We start from the raw sequence: 22,153 nt of genomic DNA on the forward strand, positions 1-22,153 counted from the left end.
CTCCTTTCCCTACGCTTATTTAGCTTTCACAGCTGATTTGATTGTGATTAATGATTTTTTCGCTCCAGGAATGTTTCCTTTGATCAAGATTACATTTCTTTCAGCGTCCACTTTAACAATTTCAAGATTTTGAATTGTTACGCGGTTACCACCCATACGGCCGGCAAGTTTTTTATTTTTAAATACACGGTTAGGTGCTACTGGACCCATTGACCCAGGACGACGGTGGTAACGAGATCCGTGACTCATAGGTCCGCGGCTTTGTCCGTGACGTTTGATAACGCCTTGGAATCCTTTACCTTTTGTTGTTCCTGTAACATCAATAATGTCTCCTGCTTGGAAAACATCTACCTTAATTTCTGTTCCTACTTCGTATTCTCCCAGCTCAACATTTTTGAATTCCTTAATGAAGCGCTTAGGAGCCGTGTTTGCTTTTGCAACATGACCTTTCGCAGGTTTGTTTGATAAAACTTCACGTTTGTCTTGGTAACCAACTTGGATAGCTTCGTATCCGTCAGTCTCAACAGTTTTTACTTGTAAAACTACGTTTGGCGTAGCTTCTACTACTGTTACTGGAATTAATTCACCAGACTCAGTAAAGATTTGTGTCATTCCCACTTTTTTCCCTAAGATTCCTTTGGTCATGAGTACACCTCCATCATCTTAATTTTATAGTTTGATTTCAATATTTACACCAGATGGTAAGTCAAGCTTCATTAAAGCATCAACTGTTTTTGGTGTTGGGTTCACAATGTCGATTAGACGTTTGTGAGTACGCATTTCGAATTGTTCGCGAGAATCTTTGTATTTATGAGTCGCACGAATAACTGTGTAAAGTGAGCGTTCTGTTGGTAATGGAATCGGACCTGATACGTCAGCTCCAGTTCTTTTTGCTGTTTCCACAATTTTATCCGCTGATTGATCTAAAATACGGTGTTCATACGCTTTTAAACGGATACGAATCTTTTGTTTTGCCATCTTGTTCCCTCCTTCGCCTATTTTGAAAGTAGACATAGCTCCACGAAAATTTTTCCGTCACGCTCGTTCGTGGCAAAGCGTCCGGGCGTGTCGCAACCTCTCGTTTCTTAGCCGGTAGATCAAAACCTTGATTTACCAGTGCTTTTCACACTTCTGTAAACAGCACCTTTGTAATTATATTACAGAAACGCAGCAATAGCAAGGCTTTTTTTCATTATTTTCATATTATTTTCTTGGTTTTCATAACAGAAAAAATCTATGATACTTTAACAGTCAACAAGCTTTTTTGTTCCCTGCCAAAATATCATAGATTCTCTTATAGTTGTTCTTCTTTTTCAATGATCTTATTAAGTTTCCACATATTTTTTAATTGAATCCCTGCGCTTATAACCATGACAATAGCTATTAAAGCTACCATGATCGTCAAAACAAGAGAACTGTCTATCGCTTTAGTCGAAACTACTGTTAGAAGATAGATCAAAGGAAAGATCAAAAACAGTGATAAGCCAGCTTGGAATTTAGCGACTTTCTTTGCCATTTCCGCACGTGAAGGTCCGTCATTAAATATGACATTTTCACTTTCCACCTCGGATCTCGATTTTCTAAAGTAATACCAATTCCCAAATTTGTAAAAGTATTCCCAGCCGCAATCTTCGAATAGCTGTACATAGGATTCTGTTCCACTTTTCTCTGAATTAAAATCCAACTGATAAACATAGTCTTCTGATTCACATCGTTCAAATATATAGGTAGATAAAGGTAATTTTAGCTCAACCATCTTCCAACCGTTTCTATGCTGTTCTTCTAAAAATCGTTCTTCTTCTAAATAATCTGCCAACTCAAAACGTCTTCTTACTTTTTTAGTTTCCATCTAATTTCTCCTCAATACTATTTTTATATAATCGTTCGATCCGCTTGATTTCATGCTGTAAAACTTCTTCACCGAGCGCTGTGATCAAATAGCTTTTCCGCCGTTCCTCTTCCTTAGTTACTTTTATCAATCCATCTTTTTCCATTTTACTCAAACTACCATACATCGTTCCTGCACTGATGATGATTTCTTGTTCCGTCAATTGTTTTACATGCTGAATGATGCTATAACCATGTCTTTCTTCTCTGAGTGAAAACAAAATATAAAACCCTGTTTCAGTCATCGGTATGTATATCCTTCTCAGCTTCTCATCCATCTTAAAATTTCTCCTTATATCGCACCTCGTTATATCGTAACACAATATTATATCGAAGCTCGATATATGTCAAGCATTTTTTATACACAAAAAAGCCGAAGGGAAATCCCTTCGGCTTACGTCCGAGTACCCCAGCTTCTCACACTGGTTATTACTATATTTAAGTCTTAATTATTTAACGATTTCAGAAACAACGCCTGAACCAACAGTACGTCCGCCTTCACGAATAGAGAAACGAGTTCCGTCTTCGATAGCGATTGGGTGGATTAATTCAACGTCCATTGCAACGTTATCACCAGGCATTACCATTTCAGTACCTTCTGGTAATTCAACTACACCAGTTACGTCAGTTGTACGGAAGTAGAACTGAGGACGGTAGTTAGTGAAGAATGGAGTGTGACGTCCGCCTTCTTCTTTTGATAAAACATAAACTTCAGCTTTAAATTTTGTATGTGGAGTGATTGAAGCAGGTTTTGCCAATACTTGTCCACGTTCGATATCTTCACGTGCAACACCACGTAATAAAGCACCGATGTTATCGCCAGCTTCAGCGTAGTCTAATAATTTACGGAACATTTCAACACCTGTAACAGTTGTTTTAGATGTTTCTTCTTTGATACCTACGATTTCAACTTCGTCACCAACGCGAACTTCTCCACGTTCAACACGACCAGTTGCAACAGTACCACGACCAGTGATTGAGAATACATCCTCAACTGGCATCATGAATGGTTTGTCAGTATCACGAGTTGGAGTTGGGATATACTCATCAACTGCAGCCATTAATTCCATGATTTTTTCTTCGTATGAAGCGTCGCCTTCTAAAGCTTTCAAAGCAGAACCTGCGATAACTGGAGTGTCATCACCTGGGAAGTCATATTCAGATAATAGATCACGAACTTCCATTTCTACTAATTCTAATAATTCTTCGTCATCGACCATATCCATTTTGTTTAAGAAAACAACGATGTATGGTACACCAACGTTACGTGATAACAAGATGTGCTCACGAGTTTGAGGCATAGGACCATCAGCAGCAGATACTACTAAGATAGCTCCGTCCATTTGTGCAGCACCAGTGATCATGTTTTTAACGTAGTCCGCGTGTCCTGGGCAGTCCACGTGAGCATAGTGACGAGCATCAGTTTCATACTCGATGTGAGAAGTGTTGATTGTGATACCACGTTCTTTTTCTTCAGGAGCGTTATCGATATCAGCATAGTTTTGAGCTTCACCGCCACCGTGTTTAGCTAACACAGTTGCAATTGCAGCAGTTAATGTAGTTTTACCATGGTCAACGTGTCCAATAGTACCAATGTTTACATGGGGTTTAGAACGGTCAAATTTTTCTTTAGCCATTTTAAATGTTCCTCCTAAAATATATGAATTTTATTTTATTTGATAGATAGTTCAACTACCTGATCATCTTTACTTATTTTACCCGAAATCTTCAGAAAATCCTAGTCATAAATAAATCTACGACCTATTTCTTAACTATTAAGCGTTGCCGCCATTTTTCTTGATGATTTCTTCTTGTACAGATTTTGGTACATCTTCATAGTGGTCAAAGACCATCATGAATGTTCCACGACCTTGAGTTGCTGAACGTAATGTTGTGGCATAACCAAACATTTCAGCCAACGGTACCATTGCGTTAACGATTTGTGAGTTACCGTGTGCTTCCATTCCTTCAACACGTCCGCGACGGCTTGTAACGTGTCCCATGATATCACCTAAGTAATCTTCTGGTACAGTGATCGTTACTTTCATCATCGGTTCTAAGATAACTGGGTTCGCTTTTTTAGCTGCCGCACGTAGAGCCATAGATGCTGCTACACGAAAGGCAGTTTCATTCGAATCGACATCATGGTAAGAACCATCATAAAGTTTCGCTTTGATATCCACTAATGGATAGCCAGCAAGAACCCCGTTGTTCATCGCTTCTGACAAGCCTTTTTCAACTGCTGGGATGTATTCACGAGGAACCACACCACCAACAATCGCGTTTTCAAATTCAAAGCCTTTACCTTCTTCGTTTGGAGTAAATTCAACCCATACGTGACCGTATTGTCCTTTACCACCAGACTGACGTACAAACTTACCTTCTGCTTGAGTTAACGGAGCACGGAAAGTTTCACGATAAGATACTTGCGGTGCACCAACGTTAGCTTCAACCTTGAACTCACGTCTCATACGGTCAACTAATACGTCTAAGTGCAACTCACCCATACCAGAGATAACTGTTTCACCAGTTTCAACGTTTGTTTCAACGCGGAATGATGGATCTTCTTCTGCAAGTTTTTGCAAAGCAACACCCATTTTATCTTGGTCGGCTTTTGATTTAGGTTCAACAGCTACTTGGATAACCGGTTCTGGGAACTCGATCGATTCAAGGATAACTGGTGAATCTATCGCACATAAAGTATCACCAGTTGTTGTATCTTTCAATCCAACAGCAGCAGCGATATCTCCTGAATACACTGTATCGATTTCTTTACGTGTATTCGCGTGCATTTGTAAAATACGTCCGATACGTTCTTTTTTGTCTTTAGAAGCGTTCAATACGTATGAACCACTTTCAAGGACACCAGAATATACACGGAAGAATGTTAGACGACCTACGAATGGGTCAGTCATAACTTTAAATGCTAATGATGCAAATGGAGCTTCGTCATCAGCAGGACGAGTTGTTTCTTCGTCTGTTTTCACATCGATACCTTTGATTGCTTCGATATCAAGTGGTGAAGGTAAGTAGTCAAGAACTGCATCAAGCATTAATTGAACACCTTTGTTCTTAAATGCAGATCCAGCCATAACTGGGAAAAATTCAACGTTGATCGTTGCTTTACGGATACCCGCTTTAAGTTCATCGATCGTGATTTCTTCACCTTCAAGATATTTCATCATTAGGTCTTCGTCAGTTTCAGCAACTGCTTCAACTAATTTTTCACGCCATTCAACTGCTTGATCCATATATTCTTCTGGAATTTCAGTTTCTTGAATGTCAGTACCTAAGTCATTTGTATAAATTTCAGCTTTCATCGTGATCAAATCAATGATCCCAGTGAAGCTGTCTTCTGAACCGATTGGTAATTGGATCGGATGTGCATTTGCTTGTAAACGATCATGTAATGAGTTTACAGAGTATAAGAAATCCGCACCGATTTTATCCATTTTGTTACAGAAAACAACACGCGGAACTCTATATTCAGTTGCTTGACGCCAAACTGTTTCAGTTTGAGGTTCCACACCTGATTGTGAATCAAGAACGGTTACCGCACCATCTAATACACGTAGTGAACGTTGTACTTCAATAGTGAAATCCACGTGTCCTGGTGTGTCGATGATGTTTACTCGGTATCCTTTCCACTCTGCAGTCGTTGCAGCAGATGTGATCGTGATACCACGTTCTTGTTCTTGTTCCATCCAGTCCATCTGTGAAGCACCTTCGTGTGTTTCACCGATTTTATGGATTTTACCAGTGTAATAAAGGATACGCTCAGTTGTTGTTGTTTTACCAGCATCAACGTGGGCCATGATTCCGATATTACGAGTTTTTTCTAACGAAAATTCTCTTGCCATTCTAGGGTGTTCTCCTCTCTTTATTTAAATCAATTATACATAACTTCATGCTGCGGTCCTAAGCCGCAGGCACAGAGGATCTTACCAACGATAGTGTGCGAACGCACGGTTAGCATCAGCCATTTTATGTGTGTCTTCACGTTTTTTAACAGAAGCACCAGTGTTATTGGCTGCATCCATGATTTCTTTCGCTAGACGTTGTTCCATTGTGTGCTCTCCACGCAAACGAGCGTAGTTAACAACCCAACGAAGACCTAAAGTTGTACGACGTTCTGGACGAACTTCAACCGGCACTTGATAGTTAGAACCACCGACACGGCGAGCTTTAACTTCTAGGACAGGCATAACGTTTTTCATTGCTTGTTCGAAAACTTCCAATGGATCGTTACCTGTAGATTCTTTGATGATATCAAATGAATTATAGATGATATTAGCAGCAATCCCGCGTTTACCGTCAACCATTACACGGTTGATCAAGCGAGTTACTAATTTTGAGTTATAAATTGGATCTGGTAAAACATCACGTTTTGCAACAGGACCTTTACGAGGCATCCGTAACTCCTCCTTCCGAAAATTCTTTATTTTATATAATACCTTTAGTGATTGTCGAATTATTTAGCTGCTTTAGGCATTTTAGTACCATATTTAGAGCGGCTTTGTTTACGATCAGTAACGCCGGCTGTATCAAGCGCACCACGTACGATATGATAACGTACCCCTGGTAAGTCTTTTACACGTCCACCACGTAGTAAAACCACGCTATGTTCTTGTAAGTTGTGACCGATCCCTGGGATATAAGCTGTTACTTCGATTAAGTTAGACAAACGAACACGGGCATATTTACGTAAAGCTGAGTTCGGTTTTTTAGGTGTCATCGTTCCCACACGAGTACAAACCCCACGCTTTTGTGGTGAGTTTACGTTCGTTTGAGATTTCTTGAAGCTATTATATCCTTTGTTCAACGCTGGTGAATTAGATTTTTCCACCTTTGATTTACGAGGTTTACGTACTAATTGATTAATTGTAGGCATTCCTTGTTTCCTCCTTCCTCATTTCGCATCTAGTCCCACACATCCAGGTGGTTCTTTTTTAGCGATAAAAAATAATGCAATCTATGCACTCTTTATCAAATATGCTTTGATAGACAGTCAGCACGTCTCTGTTGAGAGACCTGTAGATAAAGCACCTTCGCTAGGATATCACGATATACTTGCTCTGTCAACCTTTTGTATTACTTTTTTCGTTAAAGTAATCACGTTTTCTTTTCTTCACTTTTATAATAGAAGAAAAGAAAGATTTTTACTAATCTTTCTATCTTTTTTCGGGGTTTAACGGTACAATGTTTTTGATTATCCGAAAGGGGCGAAATAGCTGATGAATCTTAAGCAAATGGCAGGAATCGAAGCAGCAAAATATGTAGAAGACGGTATGATCGTAGGATTAGGTACGGGATCTACTGCAAAGTTTATGGTTGACGAAGTCGGACGGCGAATCAAAGAAGAAGGGTTGTCGATCACAGGCGTAACGACTTCTAAAGAAACAGAACGTCAAGCGCAGAGTTTAGGGATCCCTTTAAAGAGTATCGATGATGTCCCTTATGTCGATTTGACCATCGACGGAGCAGATGAGATCAGTGCTGATTTCCAAGGAACTAAAGGCGGCGGAGCTGCACTTTTATTTGAAAAGATCGTTGCAACCTATTCAAAAAAATGCATTTGGATCGTTGACGAATCAAAAATGGTGGAGAAATTAGGAAAGTTCCCATTACCAGTAGAAGTTGTTCCCTATGGCAGTCAACAATTGCTTCACTTATTTGAGAAGAAAGGCTATTCACCTGTTTTACGTACAGCAGCTGATGATAGCACCGTTATCACAGATGGCGGGCATTACATCATCGATCTTCATCTACAGAAAATCGAAGATCCGATTGCTCTAGGTACTTACTTGGATCAGCTTGTTGGAGTTGTTGAACACGGATTGTTCCTTGATGTTGTGACAACAGTCATTATTGGCGGCGAAAACGGTCCAAAAACAATTGAGGTATCACGCTAAAAATTCTTTGAAACCGATTTGAAAACAACACAAAAAGATTAAAAAAAGATAAAAAAACAACTATCATTTCATTCGTTTATATGCTACATTTTTAATAGATTATATTTACTATTTAAATGAGAAAGGACGAACGATGAAATTAATTGGTTATGCACGAACAACGATTATTGACAATGATTTAGATGCCCAGATCAACACCTTGACTAAGTTCGGTTGTGACGAGATCCATCATGAATCTTTTGACGTTATTGATGAAAAGCAATTGACCTCTGAATTAGAAACGGTCTTGAGTAAACTACAGCCAGACGACACTCTTGTCATTTGCTCTTTAAACCGTTTAGGTCGCTCTACTCGTCAATTAACTGAACTTACACAAGAATTCAAAGGTTCTGGTATCCACTTAGTCAGCTTGGATGACGAAATCGATACACGTGAACCTATGGGTGAAATCTATTTCAAAATGATGAACAGCTTGGCACACATGGAATGCAACCTGATCAAAGAACGGACACTTGTTGGCCTAAACAACGCGCGTAAAAAAGGCAAGATCGGCGGTCGCCCTAAAATAGATGGCCGAACAGTTAAACGTATTCGGCATTTGTATCATGAAAAGCGCGAAACGATTCAATTCATTGCCTCAAAATGCAATGTTTCGATCGGCACTTGCTATAAATACATTAATTTATCGGAGAATGAAGCAGCAAAGCTCTCTCAATAAACAAATTAGACGGAAATAGGAAGTTTTTTCTTATCTCCGTCTAGTTTTTTCTTTATATCCAGTAATAGATAACCGATCCTGCTCATTTCCATTCACTTTTGCCAATTTACAATGGAAATCTATTTTAAAACGGTGTACAATAGAAAAGGAAATGAAAGTTTCAGAAACTACAACTCAAAGGAGAGCTATACATGCCAAAATTAGTTTTTTCTCGTCATGGACTTAGTGAATGGAATGCATTGAACCAATTTACAGGTTGGGTAGATGTGGACTTAGCACCTGAAGGAATCGAAGAAGCCAAAGAAGGCGGACGCAAAATCAAAGAAGCTGGAATCGAATTCGATATTGCTTTCACTTCAGTTTTAACTCGCGCAATCAAAACATGTAACTTGATCTTGGAAAACTCAGATCAATTATGGGTACCACAAGTAAAATCTTGGCGCTTAAACGAACGTCATTATGGTAAATTACAAGGTTTGAATAAAAAAGAAACTGCTGAAAAATATGGAGATGACCAAGTACACATTTGGCGTCGTTCTTACGACACTCTTCCTCCACTATTGGAAACAACAGATCCAGGTTCTGCAGCAAACGATCGTCGTTATGCTACGTTAGACAAACGCGATGTACCAGGCGGAGAAAACTTAAAAGTAACCTTGGAACGCGCGTTACCTTTCTGGCAAGATGAAATTGCTCCTGCTTTATTAGATAACAAAACTGTTTTAGTTGCAGCACACGGTAACTCACTACGTGCCTTAGCTAAACATATCGAAGGTATTTCAGACGAAGATATCATGGATCTTGAAATCCCAACAGGTCAACCACTTGTTTATGAATTAAACGATGACCTAACAGTCGCTAAAAAATACTACTTGTAAAAAGTAGAGGCTGAGACAAAAGCAGCTCCTTCTTATTTTCGGAGGAGCTGTTTTTTCCTGCCGTTTAATCACGTGTAGAGAGCGAAACAAAACTGATTTTTAGTTTTGTCCCGCTCTCTTTCCTACGATTAGTCAAGAGAAAAATAAAGAAATAATCAAAGATATTTTAATCGTTTGTAGACGAAGGGAATATTTTAGAAAAAAGTTCACGATAAATAACCCTGATGAGTATGTTTTTTTTCCAGCAGGGTGCTATAATTAATATATAAGACTTGGTCTTATTGGTCCATAGAGACCGTGTGCGCATAGTCGTACCTTGTCTCATTCTTGATCATGGAATAGAGACACTTTAGTAGTTTGTTCATGCAGGCTACGGTCGCAACCTTATCCTTTTTGGATAAAGGTTGCGTTTTTAATTTATAATAGTAATCCACGATATGATTAGGCGCGGCAGCTTGCTGGCGAATCATATTTTTCACGGTAAAATAAAGGAGCTTTCGAGCCTTGGGGTTGCCACGTTTATTGATATGGTCTTGGGCTAGGTATTTACCAGATTGATACCTACGGGTATCTATCCCAACAAACGCATTCACTTTCTTATGATTCTCAAATCGGCGAATATCGCCAATTTCACCAATAATTAATGCGGCAGATACTTCACCAATCCCCGGAACACTTCGGTAAAGATCAAATTCTGGTAAGGGTCTTGTTTGTTCGATCAGTTGCTTAGACACCGTTTCTTTTGAGTGAAGAAGTTCTTTTAATTGGCGGGCGTAATAACGAACTTTCTGTACTTGAATGCTCGTTTTCGTCGTCGCTGGATAGGAAGTAGAAGCCAATGAAAGGAGCTGTTGCGCTTTTTCTAAGGCTTTTTTATCCGAAAGACGTTTGTCTGTGCTCTTTTTCAAAATATTTTTTATTTGAGTTTGACTAAATCCCGCTAAGCATTCTGGATGAGGGAACAGCTCGATAAGATTCAATGATAATTTTGACAATCGATTCGAAAAAAGGCGTTCCAATTCCGGAAAACTAAGTTGAAGAGCCGTGTGTAAGTACATTCTTAGTCGCTTGATTTCTGCTTCTATCTCTTGATAAAAGCGAGCTAAATCATGGGATTCTTCATAAATATCAGGTTGGAGTTTCTTAATTTTCCGCTCATACTGGCAGTGAGTTTGTGCTAGTCGATGTGCGTCTTGTTTATCCGTTTTAAGCACACGAAGACCGCTATCCAGCTGTTTTTTTGCTTCCAAAGGATTCAATAGACAATAAAGTAAGTGATTATTTTGACAAAAGGTTTCAATCACTCTTGAGTAAATACCGGTCGATTCAAATACGATACTAGGCAGTTCGGGTAACTGTTGAATTTCTTGAAGCAAATAATCAAAGCCAAATTTGGTATGAGTAATCTCTCCTTCGGAGAGACAACGCTCATCTTCGTAAAGCACGTGATAACTTTTCCCCATCGAAACATCTAATGCAAGTACATATGTCATACGTTCATCTTCTTTCTTTTTTTTTGAAAGGTACTTCACTGTTTCATTTCATGTCTAATTTCCTTAACACGAGCTCGAAGCCCCAACATACTTAAAACAGATTTTAAAATGACAGTGAAGGAGACCGTTTTTTTGTAGGGACTCGAAGTCCAAGAGAGCATGGTCGATCTTCCTTTCACTCTTTACTATAGACCTAAAAAAGGAAATAGAGGGTAAAGTCATCCGTCGGTGACTTTACCCTCTAATCTTAGTATGTTTTTATTGTCTCATTCAGCTCAATTGATTCTTCAACTTTGTCAACCACTCTTCTATTTGTTCCCTCTGGGTAACAAATTCAAAGTCAGACATGTTGTAATGCACATAATATTGCCCTTCAACATAACGCACCATAATAGATGATCTAACATCCTCTTCTAACGCATCGGTTTGCTTCACTTCACTATAAAATATCCAACTGGTTGCGTGAACTTTTTGAGAAGATTCCAAATCCAGATGAATAATTTTGGTGAGTTTATCAATCAATTCTGCTTGCTCAAGTGTTGAAAAATAACCATACCACAATGTGCGGTTTTCCGAATAGGTTTCATCAAATAGTTGTTTCACACTCTCTCCTCCTATATCGTAAACATTAGATAAAAGTAGACTCTGTTAAGCACGCTTGATAAATCACTTCAACATCCTTTTCAGCCAAAGGAACAAAGGCGTCTGTTTTGATCGTACTATGCTCCACTGCCTGTTTGGCCATTTCAGAAAACTTCTCAGATTCGATCCCTACTTCCGGCAAGGTCATCGGAATACCACAGGCTTTAAAATAGTCATATGTCGCTTGAATCCCTTGCTTGGCCGCTGTCATTTTATCTGCTTCCGTGATATCCCAGACATTCTTCGCAAACTGCGCGAACTTGTCTACTGTTTGTTCAGACAATACATAGGCCATCCAGCGCGGTGTCAAAATAGCCAAACCAATGCCATGCGTAATGTCGTAAAACGCACTTAATTCATGTTCCATCGCATGGCAAGACCAAACGCCGTGTTTTCCGCCGCGTGTCAATCCATTCAAAGCTAAACTGCTCGCCCACATTAAATTAGCACGGGAATCATAATTATTCGGTTCCTTTAAAGCGATCGGACAATGTTTGATCACTGAACGCATCAAGCCTTCCGAAACAAAATCTTGGACATCCGTTCCTTCTGTCACATTGAAATAACTTTCAAACAAATGACTTAAAATATCTGCAGAACCCGCTGCCGTTTGATAAGCAGGAACCGTAAACGTATTTGCCGGGTCAAGGAAGGAAACTTTCGGCATCATCGCCGGACCGCCAACACCGAGTTTTTGATTCGTCGCCATGTTAGAAATCACCGCACCAGCATTCATTTCACTTCCTGTAGCTGCAAGTGTTAAAATCGTCACGATCGGCAATGCTTCTCCTTGATAGCCTCTTCTACCTAAAACGATCTCCCACGGATCTTCTTCACTGAAGAAACCTGCGGCAATCACTTTGGAGCAATCGATCGTCGAACCGCCGCCCACAGCCAAAATCACATCTACGTGATGTTCGCGGCACAAAGCAACACCCTTACGAACCGTTTCGATTCGGGGATTCGGCTCTACACCGCTTAACTCAACGATTGTATTTCCATTTGCATTTAGTAAGTCCGTCACTTGATCATATAATCCATTTTTCTTGATACTGCCGCCGCCATAAACGAATAGCACATTTTTTCCATACGTATCTAAAACACCAGTCAGTTCAGTTTCAAGACGATCTTGACCAAAACGAATATCTGTTGGTACATAAAAACGAAAATTATCCATTTTTCTTCCTCCATTCATTTCTATATCTCTATAATAGAATAGCAAAAAAGAGATTGAAAGTAACTCATTTCAACCTCTTATCCGTTTTAGCTATAAAGTGCTGTCTCCAATCCTACTTCAATCATATCATTGAATGTCGTTTGACGTTCTTCAGCGGTTGTCTCTTCTCCAGTCACTAAACTATCACTAACAGTCATGATCGCTAAAGCCTGCACATCAAATTTAGCCGCTAAATAATACAACGCCGCCGCTTCCATTTCAATAGCAAGAACTCCTAATTTTCCAAGTTTAAAGACTTCGTCCATACTTTCTTTGTAAAATACGTCATCAGACAATACATTACCCACATGAGTTGTAAAGCCTTTGTCTTTTGCCACTGTATATGATTTTAACAGCATATCAAAACTTGCAATTTGCGGAAAATCATATTTAGGAAAATCATTGCGGATCATTGATGAGGGTGTTGCCGCTGCTTGAGCAATCACTAAATCTCTAATTTTGACTTTCTCAGAAATCGAACCGCATGTTCCTACACGAATCAATTTTTTCACACCGTAAGAATTGATCAATTCATGGGCGTAAATCGTAGCAGAAGGCATCCCCATTCCAGTTCCCTGAACAGAAACGCGTTCTCCTTTGTAAATTCCTGTATAGCCCAGCATTCCTCTTACTTGGTTATAACAAACTGGATTTTCTAAAAAGGTTTCCGCAATGTATTTTGCACGCAACGGATCTCCTGGTAATAAAATTTTATCTGCGATCTCACCTGTTTTTGCCTCGATATGAACACTCATTTTTTCACTCCTCCTATTTTTTTATAGAGCTGCTAAGCTCGCTTTGACCAACTCTTTGAACTGCCCTTTAACACGTTCTGTCGTCTCTACAACCTCTGCATGGTTCAATGTGCTTTGCATCCCAGCCGCTAAGTTTGTAATACAAGAAATTCCTAACACGTTCAATCCGCTATGAGCTGCTACGATAACCTCTGATACTGTAGACATCCCAACTGCGTCTGCTCCCATTGTACGAGCCATCCGAATTTCAGCAGGCGTTTCATAAGTTGGACCCGAAAAGCCCATATAAACACCTTCTTGCAGCGGAACATTTTGTTCTTTCGCTACTTTCCTTACTGTTTCAGCATAGCTCGGCGTATAAGCATGACTCATGTCTGGGAAACGCGGTCCCATATCATCATCATTTTCACCGATCAATGGATTATCACCAGTAAAATTGATATGGTCTGTGATCAACATCAAATTGCCAGGTGTGAAGCTTTCATTTACACCGCCAGCAGCGTTTGTCACGATTATTGAATGCGCGCCGATTGCCGCCATCATTCTTACAGGATAAGTAACTGTCTGCATTGAATGCCCTTCATAATAATGAAAACGACCTTGTAATGCCAAAACCTTTTTACCAGAAAGAGTCCCATAAACTAGCTTCCCAGCATGTCCTACAACTGCAGATACAGCAAAGTGAGGGACTTCTGAAAATGGAATTGCAATTGCGTTTTCGATTTCATCTGCTAACTCACCTAATCCAGAACCAAGAATCAAGCCAAAGTCTACTTGGCCGATCCCTTTTTCTTTTAAAAAAACAGTTGTTTCTGTCAACATTTCACTTAGTTTCGTCATCGTCTCTCTCCTATACTAATTTGTCTAAGAAGCTTGCGCCGTTTTCAGTTTTCGGAACACCAAAGTTTTCAGCGATCGTCGCTGAGATATCGGCATAATGTCCTTGTGTTAGACTGCCTTGACCGTTCATTTTTTTGCTGTAAACCAATAGTGGAACGTATTCTCTTGTATGATCGGTTCCTGGGAAAGTCGGATCATTGCCGTGGTCAGCGGTGATCATCAATAAGTCATCATCTGTCATTGCATCAATGATTTCAGGCAAACGTAAATCAAATGCTTCGATTGCATGAGCATACCCTACAACATCACGACGATGACCATACAACGCATCAAAGTCAACTAAATTTGTAAAGCTCAGACCATCAAAATCCTTTTTCATTACATTCAACAATTGATCCACACCGTCCATATTGCTTTTCGTACGAACAGAATCAGTGATTCCTTGCCCATTGAAGATATCATTGATTTTCCCTACTGCAATCACATCTTTACCGTTGTCTTTCAATGAGTCTAACACTGTATGACCAAATGGATCTAAAGCATAATCATGACGATTACTTGTTCTTGTAAAGTTGCCAGGCTCGCCAATATATGGACGAGCGATGATCCGGCCGATCATATACGGTTCGTCCTTGGTGATTTCACGGACATATTCGCAAATACGATACAATTCTTCCAATGGGATGATTTCTTCGTGTGCAGCAATTTGCAGCACTGGATCCGCTGAAGTGTAGACGATCAGATCACCGGTTTCCATTTGATGTTTACCATAATCATCGATAACAGCTGTACCACTATAAGGTTTGTTACAGACGATTTTGCGTCCTGAAAATTCTTCAATTTGTTTTAACAGTTCCTCTGGAAATCCGTCCGGGAAAACGCGGAAAGGCTTTTGAATGTTCAACCCCATGATTTCCCAATGTCCTGTCATTGTATCTTTACCGACAGAAACTTCTTCTAATTTTGTTGCGTATCCTTTATGATCAGCGACTGCTTCTACATTATGAAGAGGGGCAATCGTTCCTAACCCTAGATTTTCTAAATTAGGAATCGTCAAGCCTGCTTCTTTTGCAATATGCCCTAACGTATCACTGCCGACATCTCCAAATTTCTCAGCATCCGGCGCTTCTCCGATCCCTACTGAATCCATTACGATTAAATGTACACGTTTAAACATAACCATCCTTCTTTCTTTTATTTGGTTTGAAAACTTTACCTACTTATTTTGTAAAATGAGCATAATAATTATTTATAAAAAGGGCCGGGAAAAAGCGTTGTGAAAAAAGCAGCTCCTTCGGAAATAAGCTGAGCCTCACAAAAATTTAACAAGCAATTTCCGTGATTTTCTTCTTATTTCTCGGAGCTAAACGCTTTTTTACAACCTCCGCAACCCCGCCCTTTTATACTTAATTTATTTTGATTTGATGTAGTTTTTCCCAATTGCTTTTGGTCCAGATGCTTTTCCTAAGAAAACAACTAGTACGATGATCGTCAATACATACGGCGCAGCTTGTAAATAAACCGCCGGAATCGAAGAAATCACTGGTAAGTTTGAACCGGCAATACTGATGTTTTGCGCAAAACCGAAGAATAAGGCTGCACCCATCGCACCTAATGGATTCCATTTACCAAAAATCATCGCTGCCATTGAAATAAATCCTTGTCCGGCAATCGTTGTGACTGCAAAACGTCCAGCAATCGTTTGAGCAAAAACTGCTCCGCCGATACCACCTAAAAACCCAGAAATCAGTACACCTGAATAACGCATCAGGTAAACATTGATCCCAAGTGTATCTGCCGCTTGAGGATTTTCACCTACTGCACGCAGACGTAACCCAAAACGCGTTTTGAACAGCACGAACCAAGATAAGATCGCCACTAAAATGGCCACAAATGCAGGCAACGTGGTTTGTTTAAAGAATAAATCACCTAAAATCGGAATATCTTTCAAAATTGGAAACGAAAAATAACCAAATGACTCTGTAATCGTATCTGTTTGACCTTTTCCGTAAATCACTTTGATCAAGAAAATCCCTAAAGCAGGCGCCATTAAATTGACTACTGTTCCGCTGATGATATGATCTGCTCTTAAATTGATCGTCGCAACTGCATGAAGCAACGAGAACAACATCCCAACTACTCCACCGACTAAACAAGCTAGCCAAGGCGTTGCCGCACCAAAGGTCTCAGCGAACGTCAAGTTGAAGACGACTGAACTGAAGGCCCCCATGACCATGATCCCTTCAAGACCTACGTTTACAATACCACTTCGCTCAGAGAACGTTCCGCCCAAAGCCGTAAAGACCAGAGGAGTGGAATAAACCAACGTTTGTGTAATAATCGGCGCTAGTACAGCGATTAATGCAATATTCATTAGATTTTTCCTCCTTCTTGACTTGTTTGGTCTGATTTTCCGTCTAATTCTTCAACGATCGCTACTTCTTTTTTACTACCTGAAGCTTTCGCTAAGACAAAACGGATAAGGTAGCTGATTGCGACAAAGAAGATGATCGCTGCGATCACTACATCGACTAATTCGATCGGAACACCGGCACGTAACGGCATACCTTGACCGCCAAGCTTCAGTACACTGAAAAGGATCGCGGACAGGAATATTCCGACTGAGCTGCCTGCTCCTAATAGAGAGATCGCCATTCCGTCAAATCCAATACTCAATGAAGACCCTTGAACAAAGAAGTTGCCAAATGTTCCTAATCCAAGAACCACACCGCCAAGACCGGCTAATGTCCCTGAGATCACCATCGACATCACGATCGTTCGTTTGCTGCTCATCCCTGCATACTCTGAAGCAAAAGGATTCAATCCTACCGAACGGATCTCATACCCCAAAGTCGTTTTCTTCATTAAAAACCAAATCAAGACTAAGAAAATAAGTGCCATAAAAATCCCGATATTCAAACGTGAACCACTACTTATCTCTTTCAAAAACTCTGTACGTAAGCTTGCATTTTCTCCAATTACTTTCGTTACACCTTTGTTGCTCATGTAGTCTTTTGACATCACGTTATTCACGATATGTGTACTTGTATAAAGGAAAACATAGTTTAACATGATCGTAACGATTACTTCACTTGTACCAAAGAAAGCTCGTAATAAACCAGGAATCGCTGCTGCTAAAGCACCCGCTAAGGCACCTGCTAATACAGCAACAGGCAATACCATAAAACGTGGTGCATCCGGCATCGCCAACGCTACCCAGATACTTGTTACCCAGCCACACAGCGCTTGCCCTGAAAGACCGATATTAAAGAAGCCAGCAGAATTCGCCACCGCGAATCCTAAAGCTGTAAAAATCAATGGTGCTGCTGTCACAAAAATTTCACCGATACTTTTCGGACTTTGGAAAGCAGTTTTAAGCATCGCTTGATATCCAGCAATTGGATCTTGACCAGAAATAAGCATAATAATTGCACCAAGTATAAAGCCCATCAGTACCGATAATATAGGCACTAAAATATTCCGTATTTTTTCTGATCGATTATTCAACTGCCTCACCTGCCTTTTGATTCAATTCGGCTCTAGCTTCTTCTAATGAATAACCTGCCATCAAGAGCCCTAATTCATTTTCACTTGTTTCTTTTGGATCGACGATCCCAACGATCTTCCCTGAATGAATAACAGCGATCCGATCAGAAACATTTAAAATTTCATCCAGCTCAAAACTCACAACTAATACTGCTTTATCTTTATCCCGTTGTTCGATCAAACGTTTGTGGATGTATTCGATAGCGCCCACATCCAAACCACGAGTTGGCTGTGAAACAATCAGTAAATCTGGATCACGATCGATCTCACGAGCAATGATCGCTTTTTGCTGATTCCCACCTGATAATGCTTTAGCCGGTACCAATTCATTTACAGTCCGTACATCATATTCTTCTATCAGGCGACGTGCATAGGAATTGATTTGATTATAATTCAAAACGCCATTGTTGCTTAATGGTTTTTTATAGTAGGTTTGCAATGCGATATTTTCAGCCAGTGTCATATCTAAAATCAAGCCATATTTATGGCGGTCTTCCGGCACATGGCCCACTCCTGCTTCGGTGATCGTACGAGGATTTTTATTCGTGATCGTTTCACCTTTAAGTTCGACTGAACCACTTTCTGCCTTGCGTAAGCCAGTCAGCGCTTGGATCAATTCCGTTTGACCATTACCATCGATCCCCGCAATCCCAACGACTTCGCCAGCACGTACATCTAAGCTAAGACCTTTAACAGCATCCAATCCGCGGCTTTCTTTTACTACCAAATCTTTGATCGAAAGAACAACTTCTTTTGGTTCCGCCGGTTTTTTTTCTGTTTTAAACGAAACAGAACGTCCCACCATCATATCTGCCAGCTGTTGAGAAGAAACATCCTTCACATTAACTGTATCGATACTTTGTCCACGGCGAATAACCGTACAACGATCCGCTACTTTTTTGATTTCATCTAACTTATGCGTGATCAAAATAATTGATTTACCTTCTTGAACTAATCCCTGCATGATCTCGATCAGTTCGTCGATTTCTTGAGGTGTTAAAACAGCGGTCGGTTCATCAAAAATCAATACATCTGCTCCACGATACAACGTTTTCAAAATTTCTACACGCTGCTGCGCACCAACAGAGATGTCTCGAATATATGCTCCTGGATCTACGGACAAACCATATTGTTCCGAAACACGTTTGATTTCTGCTGTTGCTTTTTTACGGTCTAATATCCCCGCATTCGTCGGCTCACTTCCGAGCACAATATTTTCTGTTACTGTAAAAGCATCTACCAACATAAAGTGTTGATGAACCATTCCGATTCCCAAACGATTTGCTGCCGTCGGTCCATTGATCGTTACTTTTGAACCATTCATAAATATTTCACCTGAGGTTGGTTCCAACAAACCTGATAAAATATTCATCAAGGTCGATTTACCTGCACCATTTTCTCCAAGCAATGCGTGAATTTCTCCTGGCCGAACAGTTAAGTTGATATTATCATTGGCCTTAAACGTTCCGAATTGCTTAGTGATATTGCGCATCTCAATTACATAGTTTTCCTGAGCCACATTTTTCACTTCCTAACGATTTAATCACTTACACTTACATCATCTATTGATACGGTACTTCCAAAATTAAAGTAGCTTTTAGGCTCTTAAAGAAAGAAAATGAGTTGTCTGATCATTCGTTTTCTTTCTTTAAAGGCTTAATAAAACCTTAGCGCTGCTACGAACGCAGCGCTAAGCAAAAAATTCTATTCTTTTACATCTTTTGGTACTTCTGGAACAGTGATTTTTTCATCGATGATTTCTTCTTTTGCTTTATCGACCGCTTTTTGTGCTTCATCTGATAAGTAACCTTTTGTCAAATCAACACCGCCGTCTTTCAAACCGTAAACTAAGTGTTCGCCGCCAGGGAATTTATCTTCTAACGCACGGTTAGAAATATCTTGAACAGCCGCACCTACACCTTTAAGTGTTGATGTTAAAGTGAAGTTATCTTCTTTACCATCTTTTGTTTTGTATTTACCTTCTTTGTCTTGGTCACTATCTACACCGATAACCCAAACTTTATCTTTTGAACCCGTTTCATTTAAATCTTTTGCTTCTTGGAAGACCCCTTGGCCTGTACCGCCTGAAGCGTGGAAGATGATGTCAGCGCCTTTTTGGTACATAGAAGCTGCTAATGCTTTTCCTTTAGCAGGATCACCAAATGAAGCGGCGTATTCGATCTCAACTTTGATATCTTTGTTTAATTCTTTCGCTGTATCGATCACACCTTGGTGGAAACCAGCTTCAAAACGGTCGATAACCGCGCCTTCTTCACCACCGATGAATCCTACAGTGTTTGTTTTTGTTGTATGAGCGGCTGCTACACCCGCTAAATAAGAAGCTTCTTGGTCTTTAAATGTTGCAGAAACGACATTGTCCTTGCCTTCAATGACACTATCAATGATACCGAATTGTGTATCTGGATTTGCATCTGCTGCTGTACTGATAGAATCAGCTAATAGGTAACCGATCCCAAAGACTGTTTTAAATCCGTTAGAAACTGCTGTATCGATGTTTGTTACGTATTCAGAAGCGTCGTTTGACTGGATGTAATCAAAACCGTCTGCTCCTTTTTTAAGGTCATGTTCTTTCCCCCAAGCTTGTAATCCTTCCCAAGCTGATTGGTTGAATGAACGGTCATCTACACCACCGATATCTGTTACGATCACTACGCTGTGATCTGCGTCGCCGCCTGCAGAATTTCCGCCTGTTGAATCTGTTCCATCTTTTTTACCGCCGCCACAAGCTGCTAATGCCACTGTTAATGCTAGTGCAGTCAAGCCAAAACCAAATAATTTCGCTTTTTTCATTTCTGTAAAGCCCCCTAATAATAGTTTTATATTTTCAACAGCCGAATGACTGAATGAAACAAGATAATAATGTAACAACTCTCTTTGTTCGTCTTGTACTTTTCAACTTCAAATCACTACGTTCTTTGTGTTGCATGAACCGCTTAGACCTCGAACAAATTAGGAAAATGTTAGAAAGAGGTTTTTTATCTTGCTAGCATTTTGTCTATTTGTTGAGAAGTTTGGTTCATGTAGCTAGATCTCACGAAAAGCGAAATGATCCGCTTAGACCTCGAACAAATTTGGAAAATGATAGAAAGATGTGTTTTATCTTGCTAGCATTTTATCTATTTGTTGAGAGGTTTGGTTCATGTAGCTAGATCTTATAGATCTTTTTCAGTAAATGCATAAGGCAACAGCTCAGAAACTGTTGTTTCTTTTGTTACCCCGTGTTCACCAACTAGCGTCACTGGCATATCAGGCGCACAAAATTCAGCCATGACTTGACGGCACGCTCCGCATGGAGAAATTGGTTCCGGAGTATTTCCAGCAATCACTAAATGTTGGAAAACACGCTCGCCTTCTGAAACGGCTTTAAAGATTGCTGTTCGTTCTGCACAGTTAGTCAAGCCATACGACGCATTTTCGATATTAACGCCTTGATAGGTTTGACCTGCTTCAGTTACTAAGCACGCACCTACCGGAAAGTGTGAATAGGGTACATATGCTTTTGTCAGCGCCTCATCAGCGATCGCCAACCATTCTTTTTTTGCTGTCATTTGTCCGCCACTTTCTTCTTTAGATTAATAGCCTGCTCCAGTTGCACCTTCCATGATCGCCACACCGGCACTTGTCCCAATGCGTGTTGCACCAGCTTCGATCATTGCAGTAGCTTCTGCTTCATTATGGATACCGCCGGAAGCTTTGACCCCCATATCTGGTCCAACTGTTTCACGCATCAATTTAACATCCGCTACAGTCGCTCCGCCTGTTGAAAAGCCTGTCGATGTTTTGACGAAATCAGCGCCCGCTTCTTTTGCTAATTCACATGCTTTGACTTTTTCTTCATCTGTTAGTAATGCTGTCTCGATGATCACTTTCACTAAAGCCTTATCTTTGGCTGCATCTACGACTGCTTGGATATCTTTCAATACTTTTTTGTATTGTTTTGATTTCAAAGCACCGATATTGATCACCATGTCGACTTCTGTTGCGCCGTTATTGATGGCATCTGCCGCTTCATACGCTTTTACTTCTGAAGTGTTCGCTCCTAAAGGAAAGCCGATCACTGTACAAACATCTACAGAGGTTCCAGCTAAACGTTCCTTAGCAAAAGCGACCCAGCTTGGGTTGATACATACAGAGAAAAATTCATACTTTTTCGCTTCTTCAATGATTTGCAGCACTGCCTCTTCTGTCGCATCTGCTTTTAAAATAGTGTGGTCAATCATTTGATTTAATTCCATTATTTTTATA

The 22,153-nt window shown here is 40.1% G+C and carries 23 protein-coding genes; 3 read left to right on the forward strand and 20 right to left on the reverse strand.

Features of this window, described 5'->3' with window-relative positions; genetic code table 11:
• Window positions 1-15: 15 nt before the first annotated feature.
• From rplC to rpsL, 8 genes are all read right to left on the reverse strand, one after another.
• On the reverse strand, window positions 16-645 hold the full coding sequence (rplC, locus tag IGI58_RS05415) for a 50S ribosomal protein L3 (RefSeq protein WP_069662420.1): 630 nt from the start codon (window positions 643-645) through the stop codon (window positions 16-18).
• A 24-nt stretch (window positions 646-669) separates the two neighbouring features.
• Window positions 670-978: a 30S ribosomal protein S10 gene (gene rpsJ, locus IGI58_RS05420; RefSeq protein ID WP_002389727.1), complete on the reverse strand. Its 309-nt coding sequence runs from the start codon at window positions 976-978 to the stop codon at window positions 670-672.
• Between the two features lie 316 nt (window positions 979-1,294).
• On the reverse strand, window positions 1,295-1,849 hold the full coding sequence (locus IGI58_RS05425) for a DUF2812 domain-containing protein (protein ID WP_429954252.1): 555 nt from the start codon (window positions 1,847-1,849) through the stop codon (window positions 1,295-1,297).
• Window positions 1,839-2,165 (reverse strand): PadR family transcriptional regulator, encoded by a 327-nt coding sequence (locus IGI58_RS05430; RefSeq protein ID WP_225534709.1) that lies wholly within the window; start codon window positions 2,163-2,165, stop codon window positions 1,839-1,841. The genes IGI58_RS05425 and IGI58_RS05430 overlap by 11 nt, the downstream gene beginning before the upstream one ends.
• Before the next feature lie 171 nt (window positions 2,166-2,336).
• Window positions 2,337-3,524 carry an elongation factor Tu gene (tuf, locus tag IGI58_RS05435; RefSeq protein ID WP_087642001.1) on the reverse strand — a complete coding sequence of 396 codons (1,188 nt, stop codon included), beginning with the start codon at window positions 3,522-3,524 and terminating at the stop codon, window positions 2,337-2,339.
• 138 nt (window positions 3,525-3,662) lie between these two features.
• On the reverse strand, window positions 3,663-5,747 hold the full coding sequence (gene fusA, locus IGI58_RS05440) for an elongation factor G (protein WP_429954251.1): 2,085 nt from the start codon (window positions 5,745-5,747) through the stop codon (window positions 3,663-3,665).
• Between the two features lie 81 nt (window positions 5,748-5,828).
• Window positions 5,829-6,299 carry a 30S ribosomal protein S7 gene (rpsG, locus tag IGI58_RS05445; protein WP_069662405.1) on the reverse strand — a complete coding sequence of 157 codons (471 nt, stop codon included), beginning with the start codon at window positions 6,297-6,299 and terminating at the stop codon, window positions 5,829-5,831.
• A 59-nt stretch (window positions 6,300-6,358) separates the two neighbouring features.
• Window positions 6,359-6,778 carry a 30S ribosomal protein S12 gene (gene rpsL, locus IGI58_RS05450; RefSeq protein WP_010761696.1) on the reverse strand — a complete coding sequence of 140 codons (420 nt, stop codon included), beginning with the start codon at window positions 6,776-6,778 and terminating at the stop codon, window positions 6,359-6,361.
• Window positions 6,779-7,121: 343 nt separating this feature from the next.
• Between rpsL and rpiA the strand changes: the two genes are divergently transcribed.
• The 3 genes from rpiA to IGI58_RS05465 all read left to right on the forward strand — a co-directional run bounded on the left by rpiA (window position 7,122) and on the right by IGI58_RS05465 (window position 9,395).
• On the forward strand, window positions 7,122-7,799 hold the full coding sequence (gene rpiA / locus IGI58_RS05455) for a ribose-5-phosphate isomerase RpiA (protein ID WP_429954250.1): 678 nt from the start codon (window positions 7,122-7,124) through the stop codon (window positions 7,797-7,799).
• A 133-nt stretch (window positions 7,800-7,932) separates the two neighbouring features.
• Complete coding sequence (locus tag IGI58_RS05460) at window positions 7,933-8,517, forward strand: recombinase family protein (protein WP_225534706.1); 585 nt, start codon at window positions 7,933-7,935, stop codon at window positions 8,515-8,517.
• Window positions 8,518-8,708: 191 nt separating this feature from the next.
• The gene (locus IGI58_RS05465) at window positions 8,709-9,395 is read left to right on the forward strand and encodes a 2,3-diphosphoglycerate-dependent phosphoglycerate mutase (protein WP_429954249.1); all 687 of its coding nucleotides are present in this window, start codon (window positions 8,709-8,711) and stop codon (window positions 9,393-9,395) included.
• 278 nt (window positions 9,396-9,673) lie between these two features.
• Here IGI58_RS05465 and IGI58_RS05470 read toward each other — a convergent pair whose 3' ends face one another.
• The 12 genes from IGI58_RS05470 to deoC all read right to left on the reverse strand — a co-directional run bounded on the left by IGI58_RS05470 (window position 9,674) and on the right by deoC (window position 22,143).
• Complete coding sequence (locus tag IGI58_RS05470) at window positions 9,674-10,888, reverse strand: IS110 family transposase (RefSeq protein ID WP_429952452.1); 1,215 nt, start codon at window positions 10,886-10,888, stop codon at window positions 9,674-9,676.
• Between the two features lie 270 nt (window positions 10,889-11,158).
• Window positions 11,159-11,491: a hypothetical protein gene (locus IGI58_RS05475; protein WP_429954248.1), complete on the reverse strand. Its 333-nt coding sequence runs from the start codon at window positions 11,489-11,491 to the stop codon at window positions 11,159-11,161.
• Between the two features lie 25 nt (window positions 11,492-11,516).
• Window positions 11,517-12,707 (reverse strand): iron-containing alcohol dehydrogenase, encoded by a 1,191-nt coding sequence (locus IGI58_RS05480; protein WP_429954247.1) that lies wholly within the window; start codon window positions 12,705-12,707, stop codon window positions 11,517-11,519.
• A gap of 86 nt (window positions 12,708-12,793) precedes the next feature.
• Window positions 12,794-13,501, reverse strand: a complete 708-nt coding sequence (gene deoD, locus IGI58_RS05485; RefSeq protein WP_429954246.1) for a purine-nucleoside phosphorylase — start codon at window positions 13,499-13,501, stop codon at window positions 12,794-12,796.
• A 21-nt stretch (window positions 13,502-13,522) separates the two neighbouring features.
• Window positions 13,523-14,341 carry a purine-nucleoside phosphorylase gene (locus IGI58_RS05490; protein ID WP_429954245.1) on the reverse strand — a complete coding sequence of 273 codons (819 nt, stop codon included), beginning with the start codon at window positions 14,339-14,341 and terminating at the stop codon, window positions 13,523-13,525.
• A 10-nt stretch (window positions 14,342-14,351) separates the two neighbouring features.
• Entirely contained in the window at window positions 14,352-15,518 is a 1,167-nt protein-coding gene (gene deoB / locus IGI58_RS05495) for a phosphopentomutase (protein ID WP_429954244.1), read from the reverse strand.
• Window positions 15,519-15,752: 234 nt separating this feature from the next.
• Window positions 15,753-16,715 carry an ABC transporter permease gene (locus IGI58_RS05500; protein WP_429954243.1) on the reverse strand — a complete coding sequence of 321 codons (963 nt, stop codon included), beginning with the start codon at window positions 16,713-16,715 and terminating at the stop codon, window positions 15,753-15,755.
• Window positions 16,715-17,848, reverse strand: coding sequence for an ABC transporter permease (locus IGI58_RS05505; RefSeq protein WP_429954242.1), 1,134 nt, complete (start codon window positions 17,846-17,848; stop codon window positions 16,715-16,717). Before IGI58_RS05505 ends, IGI58_RS05500 begins: the two co-directional genes overlap by 1 nt.
• Complete coding sequence (locus IGI58_RS05510) at window positions 17,841-19,406, reverse strand: ABC transporter ATP-binding protein (RefSeq protein WP_087641990.1); 1,566 nt, start codon at window positions 19,404-19,406, stop codon at window positions 17,841-17,843. Before IGI58_RS05510 ends, IGI58_RS05505 begins: the two co-directional genes overlap by 8 nt.
• Window positions 19,407-19,591: 185 nt before the next feature.
• Window positions 19,592-20,698 (reverse strand): BMP family lipoprotein, encoded by a 1,107-nt coding sequence (locus IGI58_RS05515; protein ID WP_087642076.1) that lies wholly within the window; start codon window positions 20,696-20,698, stop codon window positions 19,592-19,594.
• 362 nt (window positions 20,699-21,060) lie between these two features.
• Window positions 21,061-21,456, reverse strand: a complete 396-nt coding sequence (locus IGI58_RS05520) for a cytidine deaminase (RefSeq protein WP_429954241.1) — start codon at window positions 21,454-21,456, stop codon at window positions 21,061-21,063.
• Window positions 21,457-21,480: 24 nt separating this feature from the next.
• Entirely contained in the window at window positions 21,481-22,143 is a 663-nt protein-coding gene (gene deoC / locus IGI58_RS05525; protein ID WP_087641988.1) for a deoxyribose-phosphate aldolase, read from the reverse strand.
• Window positions 22,144-22,153 lie beyond the last annotated feature (10 nt).

It is taken from the genome of Enterococcus sp. AZ020 (assembly GCF_050499205.1).
Classification (GTDB): Bacteria; Bacillota; Bacilli; order Lactobacillales; family Enterococcaceae; genus Enterococcus_L; species Enterococcus_L dunnyi.

Coding starts and splice junctions, on each gene's coding strand:
- deoC (WP_087641988.1), bottom strand. CDS start 22,143: ATGGAATTAAATCAAATGATTGACCACACTATTTTAAAAGCAGATGCG.
- fusA (WP_429954251.1), bottom strand. CDS start 5,747: ATGGCAAGAGAATTTTCGTTAGAAAAAACTCGTAATATCGGAATCATG.
- rpsJ (WP_002389727.1), bottom strand. CDS start 978: ATGGCAAAACAAAAGATTCGTATCCGTTTAAAAGCGTATGAACACCGT.
- IGI58_RS05425 (WP_429954252.1), bottom strand. CDS start 1,849: ATGGAAACTAAAAAAGTAAGAAGACGTTTTGAGTTGGCAGATTATTTA.
- IGI58_RS05430 (WP_225534709.1), bottom strand. CDS start 2,165: ATGGATGAGAAGCTGAGAAGGATATACATACCGATGACTGAAACAGGG.
- IGI58_RS05470 (WP_429952452.1), bottom strand. CDS start 10,888: ATGACATATGTACTTGCATTAGATGTTTCGATGGGGAAAAGTTATCAC.
- IGI58_RS05480 (WP_429954247.1), bottom strand. CDS start 12,707: ATGGATAATTTTCGTTTTTATGTACCAACAGATATTCGTTTTGGTCAA.
- deoB (WP_429954244.1), bottom strand. CDS start 15,518: ATGTTTAAACGTGTACATTTAATCGTAATGGATTCAGTAGGGATCGGA.
- IGI58_RS05465 (WP_429954249.1), top strand. CDS start 8,709: ATGCCAAAATTAGTTTTTTCTCGTCATGGACTTAGTGAATGGAATGCA.
- IGI58_RS05460 (WP_225534706.1), top strand. CDS start 7,933: ATGAAATTAATTGGTTATGCACGAACAACGATTATTGACAATGATTTA.
- deoD (WP_429954246.1), bottom strand. CDS start 13,501: ATGAGTGTTCATATCGAGGCAAAAACAGGTGAGATCGCAGATAAAATT.
- IGI58_RS05490 (WP_429954245.1), bottom strand. CDS start 14,341: ATGACGAAACTAAGTGAAATGTTGACAGAAACAACTGTTTTTTTAAAA.
- rpsG (WP_069662405.1), bottom strand. CDS start 6,299: ATGCCTCGTAAAGGTCCTGTTGCAAAACGTGATGTTTTACCAGATCCA.
- rpiA (WP_429954250.1), top strand. CDS start 7,122: ATGAATCTTAAGCAAATGGCAGGAATCGAAGCAGCAAAATATGTAGAA.
- rpsL (WP_010761696.1), bottom strand. CDS start 6,778: ATGCCTACAATTAATCAATTAGTACGTAAACCTCGTAAATCAAAGGTG.
- IGI58_RS05500 (WP_429954243.1), bottom strand. CDS start 16,715: ATGAATATTGCATTAATCGCTGTACTAGCGCCGATTATTACACAAACG.
- IGI58_RS05520 (WP_429954241.1), bottom strand. CDS start 21,456: ATGACAGCAAAAAAAGAATGGTTGGCGATCGCTGATGAGGCGCTGACA.
- tuf (WP_087642001.1), bottom strand. CDS start 3,524: ATGGCTAAAGAAAAATTTGACCGTTCTAAACCCCATGTAAACATTGGT.
- IGI58_RS05515 (WP_087642076.1), bottom strand. CDS start 20,698: ATGAAAAAAGCGAAATTATTTGGTTTTGGCTTGACTGCACTAGCATTA.
- rplC (WP_069662420.1), bottom strand. CDS start 645: ATGACCAAAGGAATCTTAGGGAAAAAAGTGGGAATGACACAAATCTTT.